The organism is Ruegeria sp. Alg231-54, from assembly GCF_900143525.1.
Lineage (GTDB): Bacteria > Pseudomonadota > Alphaproteobacteria > Rhodobacterales > Rhodobacteraceae > Ruegeria.
Genome location: NZ_FREZ01000032.1, coordinates 1 through 8668 on the forward strand (window position 1 = coordinate 1; position 8668 = coordinate 8668).

An 8668-nucleotide genomic window follows, 5' to 3' on the forward strand; every position below is an offset into this window, starting at 1 on the left:
AAAGCGGAAACCGTCGTGGCGGATCGCTTCGCCTCATACAGAGCCGCGCTCAAAGAACTGGATGCACTCGAAAAACAAAGGACGGGCAGGTGGCTCAACAACCGCGTCGAGAACTCGCACCTGCCTTTCCGACGAAGAGAACGGGCCATGCTGCGTTTCAGGCGTATGCGAAGTTTACAGAAATTCGCCTCCATCCATTCTTCCGTTTACAACCACTTCAACCAGGAAAGATCGTTAGCCAGTCGAGACACCTTCAAGCTGACCCGCGCCGCCGCTCTTAGCGAGTGGCGTCAACTTTGTTCCGGATAAGTTCGCGATTTCCGCGGCAAACTGAGCCTAGTTCGAATTAGTCTGACAGCACCATTCGGACTACCACCGTTTTTCTATACCTTGCCTTACGAATTGGTTTCCAAATCCAAACCCAATTAAAAACACCGAGCCAGTCGCCATCAACCTTTAAACGCCACCTGTATTATAAGCCCCTCTCGATTACATCATGGGGAATTGGTCTGGACAGCGGATCTCATATGTCAAAACGGCTCAGGTCAGTTTTTTCGGATGCTAAGATAGCCCTCAAGGAGTTGGTGTTACATCCATTGCAAACGGGGCCGATTGATCACGCATTGGAATCTTCAAAGGTGCCGACAGCGCATCGAAATCAAATTTTTTGAAGTCAACACTGCGTAAGTTGGGATTCATGCTTGTATAGTAATAAGCTTTCAAATTTTGGAGATCATAAGACACGGTGTACTGCGTCCCTCCGTACTTCAGAACCTCTAGTTCAGCAGGATTCAACTTTTGGTCGGTCGCCTCCATGGGGAGCTGGAAGTTGGCAAGGATGCGGATAGCCTCGTGTACCGTGTCTTCTCCTCCATCGGTTGGACGAGACGTCTGAGTCCAGGCCAGTGCGCGGATAAAACGTGATGGTGGCGTGAAGTCTCCGGGCAAGCCCAACATCCCGGTTCCATAACCGATTGGCGCAAGATCAATCCCGTCGACTTTAACCGAAGGCCAAGCGACGGATCGCATGTTGATGTAATTCCGCGCATTGTTGATGTGCCAGTCATACGGTGGTGAGTTGGTCAGCACGCCTAACGTCTTATCATAGATTTTCATTTCGCCGCCGACAAACTCAACAATGATCTGGTCGCCGCTTTTATCGGTTACTGAGAAGTGCACTGGCGCCGGGCCGCCAAGCTCTGGCGTTACAACAGGCACCACGCGAATTTTTTCTGCCGCCTGCTTAACTTCGGCCACCGAAGCGAACTGGCTCAGCATAAAGCCAACAAAATCGACGGGGGCCAGCGAGATTTCAGCTTTGGCGGGATCATATTCTTGATACTCCGCAAACCCGGGCAGGTAGAGCAGCGAAACGTTTAAACCTTCGGAGTTTATGCCGTCGCCAAACAGCATCTGGCCCAGCATGGTCACACCGACAACATCGTATCTGGTGACCCATTTTGCGCCATCTCTGCCATCTGGCATTTTCATTGCTGAGGCCTCTGTGCCGGCCGGAACAAAAGTCATGACTGGGGACAGATCAAACGTACCCCATTCCATTGTCCGGGAGGCAACTACCGTACCATCAGCTCCTGTGAGTGTAATAAACGTGCAAGAGCTTGCCATATTGGCGCCGAAACTGACAAACCCAGCAACAGCTATGCCACAAAAATTTTGCAGAAAACTCATTCAAACCCCTTTGCCTGGCATTCTCAAAGCAGTTGACCTGCGAACGATCAATTTAATCTTATCACGTGCTGTTTGAACTCTTTGAGCGTAGCGAATGTAGCGCCGCTTTCAATTGGACAAAACTAGCGCAGAATACGCATTCGTCGATAGTGTCGTTCAAAAATCGCCGTTTTTCCTTGACTGCTTTGGGCTCGAAGCGGCCTTGCGGCAGCGCAGCAGGACAAGCTTTGAGTACGCTCCGTAAGCAGCCATTCCCGAAACACAGAAAGTTCAACGCTTTCAGAGGCGTGGATCAATGAGCGGACATTGGGCTGTTCGGAGCGGTCGTTGGACTACAGAGCCCGGTACGACCGCACTGAGCCCATTTTGACCAATACTGCAAGACGCATCGACGGCTGCTTCACCGGCAACGCGGTCATCTGAAAGAAACACTCGGAATTCGATTTTAGGCTTCACCGTGAGGTTTGCGGAGAGCGTGGGTAAATTCCTTTGGCGCGACAACGGGCAACACTTGTAGGGTCCGAACACAAGCGGCAGCCCATTTTCACGGGCTGTCCCTTGTCCTCGTTTCAAGTTGTTTTCGCCGAAGCCGATTTAAGAATCACATTCCCTTCTGCGCTATTCGTCCATCTCGCTGTAGTACGGCTCCCGATGGGGGAAAGTCTCGATCATCGCTTCGTGCATGCGCTGGATGTCGTCGAAGGGAACCCAGGCCCAGAGCATGCTGACCATTACGCCGTGTTCTTCACGTGGGTCCTTGAAGATGTCGAAAAACGCCTTTCCCGGAAGTCCACCGTGACCAGAACCGATGTGACGTTTGAACTGGCCGACACGAACCGCACCGAGGCTCGCTCCTGAATAGTGGAACATGTACTCACGCCGGCTCGGAGTTGCGTTCAGTAGGAAGCTGCTCTGATCGATGCCGTCGACAATCCGGTCGGAGGGGATCGCATCCATAACACCCGCCACGCGGGCCGCCGTCGTGTACATGTCCGTAACGTGGATCATTTCGGCCTTGGTCTGCAGTTCTTCGATGACGCCCGGCCACCAAGCCACTGCAGGAACGCGCACGCCGCCTTCTAGCACGTCGCCCTTACCGCCACGCAACGCTGTGTAGGACGATTCCGGGAACAGGTCGTACATTGGGCCGTTGTCGCTCATCCAGACTACGAGCGTGTTCTCGGCGATGCCCAACTCTTCCAGCTTGTCGGTCAATCGGCCGATATAGGCGTCATGCTCCATCATCTGATCGCCGTTGTGGGTCCCCATCGGCGATTTTCCTTCCCAATCCGGGTGAGAGGTGAACTGACTCATGAGGTGAGAGGCGTAGTAAATGAAGAATGGCTTGTCGCCCTCGGCATTCTGTTCGACGAATCCCATGACACGTTCGAAGGTCTCTTCTTCGAACTTGGTGTAGGATTCCGCGTTGAGCGGGCCGACTTCAACCGAGTCCTCTCCCTTCTTGCCTTCGAGTTTGCCGCGCAGGGGGGCACGGAAAAAGAAATCCGGAGCGTCGGTGTAATTGTTCCACATGACGCGTTCCGTGGGGGTGTTCCACGCCCAAGGGGCCGCATTGTATAGGCCAAAGAAGGCTTCATCGAAGCCCTGGTGGTGCGGAAGGGTTTCTTCGCCGTCGCCAAGGTGCCATTTGCCGTACATGGCTGTCGCATATCCGGCGTCGGATAGAAGCTCCGCAACGGTCACTTCTTCGGGTGCAAGACCAACCGGATTGCCGGGGAAGATTACATCGGTCAATCCCGTGCGCACCGGATGCCGACCGGTCATCAGCGCCACCCGAGTCGGGGTGCAAGACGGCTCAGCATAGAAACCGTTCAGCAATGCGCCTTCATAGGCAAGTTGGTCGAGGTTCGGGGTCGGCATGCCACGTGCTGCGCCGCCACCCTGAACGCCGAGTTCGCCGTAGCCGATGTCGTCGGTCAGGATATAGATGATGTTGGGCTTCTTGCCGAACCTGGCTTCCAATTCAGCGAGCTTGGTATCGATTGCCTTGTCTTCCTCGACCCAGGTCGCGCCGTTCTCCTTCTCCAACTCATAGAACGGAGCATCAAATTGTTGGGCGGCGGTACTGCCAGCAATACTCAGGGCGAGAGCAGCGACAGTGCAGCCAAGGCGGATACTATCGATTTTTGGTTTCATGGAGTCTCTGTCCTTTGTCAAAGTGTTGAGGGATTGCGATGGACCCAATCCAAAAGTTCATTTTCAAGGGTCTTCCGCAGCTCACTAAAACGCGTGTCAGTCTCCCCTCCCGCGTCTTGTTCGAGTCGGCACATGAGCGCGAGGTGTTCACACAGCTCCCGAAAGTCCTCGCTTTCGCTTAGGCTCCAAATCGCACGGGCGTGGCCTGGAAACCGAACCGCTGCGAACTCTATGTCACCAAGCTTCCCTGCCATGTTGGTTGGGGTGGTCCTGTTTCATGCGTTTACCCTTGCAGTGGGCCGCATTTTCAGGTCGTCCGGGAAGTATCCCTGTGTTACACACCGTTGCATGCCTCCGTAACAAGCTGAATTCAAACAATATGCCAGTTAAGGAAAGCAGCTCGAATCTACAGGCCTTCTCACGTTGCGCGCGAGAGGAACTGGATCGGATTCTCCGCAGCGAGGCATTCCAGAACGCTGACAGGCAGCAGGAGTTGCTCACTTACATCTTCGATGCCACGGTCGAAGACAGGGAGGCAGACCTTGCAGGAAAGGTCATCGCCGAAAACCTGTTCGGGATTGACCCGACATCACTCCGAGAGAGTTCAACGGTTCGTGTCGAAGTCGGGCGCTTGCGGCGCAGATTGCATGCCTACTACGCGTCAGAGGGCGCAAACAACCCGGTCGTACTCGACATCCCTAAGGGCCACTATGGGATGAATTTCACCGAAGTTTCTGTTGTGAACGCAGACAAGGGACAAGTCTGGCGGTGGGTTGGTATTGGGTCATTGGCATGCGTGGCGTGTCTCGCCATCGTGATTGCTTTCCTCTGGGACGAAGATACGACAGAAACTGGCCCCGCGCCGCTGGCACCTGAATTCACCGAAAGCGCAGAAGCCTACAGCCTATTCTTTGAGGCAAGGCGCATCGGCAATCCACCGGTCGTCAAGTCCAGGATCGAGGCAGCGCTAACGTTATCCAGAGAAATCCAGAGCATCGACCCGAGTTTTGGTGGCGGCTACGCAGCCGAATCCATTCAGCTCTGGAACTACGTTATGTTCGGCCACAGCGATGAGCCGGAGTATCACAGTAAACGGGCCCTGGAACTTGCGCGAAGGGCGGTTGCCACCGATCCTGAGTTCTCGTGGAGTCAGCATGCCCTTGCGCAGGCTCTGCACCTGAATCGGGATGTGTCTGCCGCGGTTGATGCGGTTCAAAGGGCAGTGGAATTGAACCCGACCGAGGCGGACCATCACGGGTATCTTGGCCTGATGTCGGCATTGTCAGGTCAAGGGGTTCGAAGCATAGAAAGCGTCAAAAGAGCGCTGGGGTTGAACGAAACCGTTCGAACTCCGTACCGCAATATTCTTGGCATCGCCTACTTTCTAAACGGCAAGTATCAAGAAGCGGCAGAAATCATCGACACCAACCGTTCCATGGGTGGCCCAAGTGGACCGCACATGCTGATGTATCTTGCTGCGTCCTACGCTCTTGCCGGAAATGACGGCCGCGCCCAGGCAATCGCAGAGTTGATCCGAAAGGACGAGAGCGGCTTCGCTCCAGCGGATTTCATAGACCGCCTGTTTCAGTTACCTGAACAAAGAGAGTTGATCATAGACGGGTTGCAGAAGGCTGGCTTGGCCTATCCCGCAATCGAGGCCGGATCGGATTAGTCTATATGCGTTGGGTGGGCATCGAAGTCCGATCGCGTATCGAACAACTGGCATCCAATCCTGGCGTGAATGGGATATTGGCAACTCGCTGATGGAAAGACCTAGCCATCGGAGCGGGCATTGTCCGATACTTGCCAATGGCAGCTTTTTTGCCGTCTCCAGACGTTTTTCAAACAATGGCAAACGGCAGCTCCGTCCGCGAAGAAGACATTCATGCAAGTCGCAGCGAACGGCGGCTCTGAACCCAAAGCGGAAGAGCTCCGGCTAAGAAGTTTTCGCCGCGCTTCAGTTGCTTGACCTCACCAACTGGCTTACTCAGAGCGCGATCAAAAGGACAAAACACATGCCAAAGAACAGCTGGAAAATTGCCGTCATCCCGGGCGACGGGATCGGGAAAGAGACTACACCAGAAGGTATTCGTGTTCTGGAGGCGGCCTCGAAACGGTTCGATCTCAGATTTGATTTCGAGGATCATGACTTTGCCTCGGCCGACTACTACGCAAAGCACGGTCAAATGCTTCCTGATGATTGGAAGGACCAATTGAGCCGAAGTGATGCACTGTTTTTTGGCGCAGTTGGATGGCCTGAGGTTGTGCCCGATCACATCTCGCTTTGGGGATCGCTCATCCAGTTTCGCCGAGAATTCGATCAGTATGTAAGCCTGCGCCCTGCACGCGCCATGCCTGGCGTTCCGCTGCCTTTGGTGGGTCGCGGACCTGGTGACATTGACATGATGATCGTGCGCGAGAACACCGAAGGCGAATACTCGTCTATCGGTGGGAAGATGTTTCCCGGCACAGATCGAGAGATTGTTCTGCAAGAAACCGTAATGAGCCGGATAGGCGTCGACCGCATCTTGAAATATGCATTTGATCTGGCGGCAAAACGCGGCAAGCATCTGACATCGGCTACCAAATCCAACGGGATCTCGATTACGATGCCCTATTGGGATGAGCGGGTCGCGGAGATGGCTTTGAGATATCCCGACGTCAAGGTCGACAAATACCATATCGACATTCTGACGGCCCAATTTGTCCTGCACCCAGACTGGTTCGACGTTGTTGTGGCGTCCAACCTGTTTGGCGACATCCTGTCTGACCTTGGCCCCGCCTGCACTGGCACAATTGGGATAGCACCTTCGGGAAACATCAACCCGGAAGGGAAATTCCCCTCCCTGTTTGAACCGGTCCATGGCTCCGCGCCGGACATAGCCGGCCAGGGTATTGCCAACCCGATTGGGCAGATTTGGGCAGCTGCCATGATGCTGGAACATCTGGGTGCACAGCAGGCCAGCACGTCGATTATCGCCGCTATTGAACGGGTGTTGCCAGAGGAGGCCTTGCGCACCCCTGATCTCGGAGGGCCAGCCGACACCAAAACATGTGGCGCGGCAATTGCGGACGCCGTGTTGGAAGTGCTGTAAGTGGTAGCGTCTGCTTTCCTTGAGGGCTTTGAGGTCCAAAAAGTCCAATTGCCTGATCTCACCATTAATTACGCAAGTGCGGGGACCGGACCACCCATCTTGCTGCTACACGGCCATCCGCAAACCCATGTGGTCTGGCGCAAGGTTGCCCCGCACCTCGTGGAGGCTGGTTATCAGGTGATTGCTCCCGATCTCAGGGGCTATGGTGACAGCGACAAGCCTGAAAGTGACCCGTCACACCTTCCCTATTCCAAAAGGGTCATGGCGGCCGACCAGATCGCCTTGATGAAACACTTGGGTCACGAGAGGTTTTCGGTTGTTGGCCATGATCGTGGTGGCCGGGTGGCACATCGCCTTGCGCTGGATTTTCCAGATGCTGTCAAACGATTGATCGTACTTGATATTGCCCCGACGCAGACAATGTATGCGCAAACCAATCAGGAGTTCGCAACGCGTTATTTCTGGTGGTTTTTCCTGATCCAGCCAGACGGGTTGCCTGAGAAGATGATCGCCTCGGACCCGGAGTATTTCCTACGCAGACATATCGCGGGCCAAGTTAAGATCGAACGGTCTGTGGACGAGGTCGCGATGGCCGAATACCTGCGCAGTTACAGTGATCCCGCCACACTCCATGCTATTTGCGAAGACTACCGAGCGGCTGCGAGCATTGATCTGGTGCACGATCAGGAAGATCAGACCAGCCGCGTCACCGCTCCACTGTTGGCTATTTGGGGTGAGCAAAGCGTTGTTGGAGAGCTTTATGACGTCAAGATGACTTGGCAGGAAAAAGCAAACGACGTCTCGGGTGTCGCTCTGTCATGTGGACATGCAATCCCCGAGGAAGCGCCAGAAGAATTAACCGGACATATTCTCAGATTTCTGGCGGGTTGAACCAAAGTCGCCTAAGTCCGCAACCCAGTCATTGATGCACAGCGCAGCGAACAACTGCTCTGAGCCCAAACGCGACCTTAGGAACCGGCGCAGCATTCGTCGCTTTGGGCCGAGAGTGGTCGTTCGTTGCGCTGGCCACGAACGGCTGCAAAGCGGCACTTATCTGGGTCGGTTGGCAAAAACGTGAGAGGTCGACTGCTCCCTTGCGTTGATATCCTGTCCCTTGAATAATGCATTATGGCAAAACGCGTTGGTAGGTTAGATAAAAGAAGCCACTGGGAACAGGTCTACGAAACAAATCATCCCCGAACGGTAAGCTGGTTTCAGCCAGAGCCAACGATTTCAATTCAACTTGTCCAAAACAGCGGTGTCAAAAAGACAGATGCGATCATAGATGTTGGCGGCGGGGCTTCCACTTTTGTCGATTGTTTGCAGGCACATGGTTATAAGAATTTGACTGTGCTGGATGTTTCGTCTGCGGCAATTGGACTTTCGCAAAAAAGAATAGGCAAAACTTCCAGAACAATAACGTGGTATGTTAACGATATTACTGCATTTGAGCCTCCGCATTCCGGTCTTGTCAGAAGAACTTTGCTTGAGCGGGGCAGGGCAGTTGCGTAGCTTTTGCCCATGACCAGACCTGCCTCATTCAAATACTTTAAAACCAGTCCCGAGATCATCCGCCTTGCGGTGATGCTGTACATCCGTTTCCCGCTCTCGCTTCGGAATGTCGAAGATCTGCTGCACGAGAGAGGCATCGACGTGAGCCACGAAACTATCCGATATTGGTGGAACAGGTTTGGCCCGATGTTTGCTGCTGAGATCAGACGGAAGCG

7 protein-coding genes and 1 pseudogene are annotated in these 8668 nt (G+C 54.1%); 6 read left to right on the plus strand and 2 right to left on the minus strand.

Features of this window, described 5'->3' with window-relative positions; all coding sequences use genetic code 11:
• Positions 1-309 (plus strand): DDE-type integrase/transposase/recombinase (locus DHN12_RS24180; RefSeq protein WP_159090219.1); only part of this gene is annotated, 309 nt, incomplete at its 5' end.
• A gap of 264 nt (positions 310-573) precedes the next feature.
• Here DHN12_RS24180 and DHN12_RS24185 read toward each other — a convergent pair.
• Positions 574-1689, minus strand: coding sequence for a linear amide C-N hydrolase (locus DHN12_RS24185; protein WP_058271338.1), 1116 nt, complete (start codon positions 1687-1689; stop codon positions 574-576).
• Between the two features lie 618 nt (positions 1690-2307).
• Positions 2308-3846 (minus strand): sulfatase-like hydrolase/transferase, encoded by a 1539-nt coding sequence (locus tag DHN12_RS24190; RefSeq protein WP_058278466.1) that lies wholly within the window; start codon positions 3844-3846, stop codon positions 2308-2310.
• A gap of 379 nt (positions 3847-4225) precedes the next feature.
• Here DHN12_RS24190 and DHN12_RS24200 point away from each other — a divergent pair, with 379 nt between their 5' ends.
• The 5 genes and pseudogenes from DHN12_RS24200 to DHN12_RS24220 form a co-directional block, all read left to right on the plus strand.
• Entirely contained in the window at positions 4226-5518 is a 1293-nt protein-coding gene (locus DHN12_RS24200) for a tetratricopeptide repeat protein (protein WP_058278467.1), read from the plus strand.
• A 343-nt stretch (positions 5519-5861) separates the two neighbouring features.
• The gene (locus tag DHN12_RS24205) at positions 5862-6941 is read left to right on the plus strand and encodes a tartrate dehydrogenase (RefSeq protein ID WP_058271358.1); all 1080 of its coding nucleotides are present in this window, start codon (positions 5862-5864) and stop codon (positions 6939-6941) included.
• The gene (locus tag DHN12_RS24210) at positions 6942-7832 is read left to right on the plus strand and encodes an alpha/beta fold hydrolase (RefSeq protein ID WP_058271333.1); all 891 of its coding nucleotides are present in this window, start codon (positions 6942-6944) and stop codon (positions 7830-7832) included. It abuts the gene before it with no gap.
• A gap of 237 nt (positions 7833-8069) precedes the next feature.
• On the plus strand, positions 8070-8453 hold the full coding sequence (locus DHN12_RS24215; protein WP_108862485.1) for a class I SAM-dependent methyltransferase: 384 nt from the start codon (positions 8070-8072) through the stop codon (positions 8451-8453).
• A 9-nt stretch (positions 8454-8462) separates the two neighbouring features.
• A pseudogene (locus DHN12_RS24220) lies at positions 8463-8668 on the plus strand (IS6 family transposase); the annotation flags it as partial.

Coding starts and splice junctions, on each gene's coding strand:
- DHN12_RS24185 (WP_058271338.1), bottom strand. CDS start 1,689: ATGAGTTTTCTGCAAAATTTTTGTGGCATAGCTGTTGCTGGGTTTGTC.
- DHN12_RS24190 (WP_058278466.1), bottom strand. CDS start 3,846: ATGAAACCAAAAATCGATAGTATCCGCCTTGGCTGCACTGTCGCTGCT.
- DHN12_RS24200 (WP_058278467.1), top strand. CDS start 4,226: ATGCCAGTTAAGGAAAGCAGCTCGAATCTACAGGCCTTCTCACGTTGC.
- DHN12_RS24205 (WP_058271358.1), top strand. CDS start 5,862: ATGCCAAAGAACAGCTGGAAAATTGCCGTCATCCCGGGCGACGGGATC.
- DHN12_RS24215 (WP_108862485.1), top strand. CDS start 8,070: ATGGCAAAACGCGTTGGTAGGTTAGATAAAAGAAGCCACTGGGAACAG.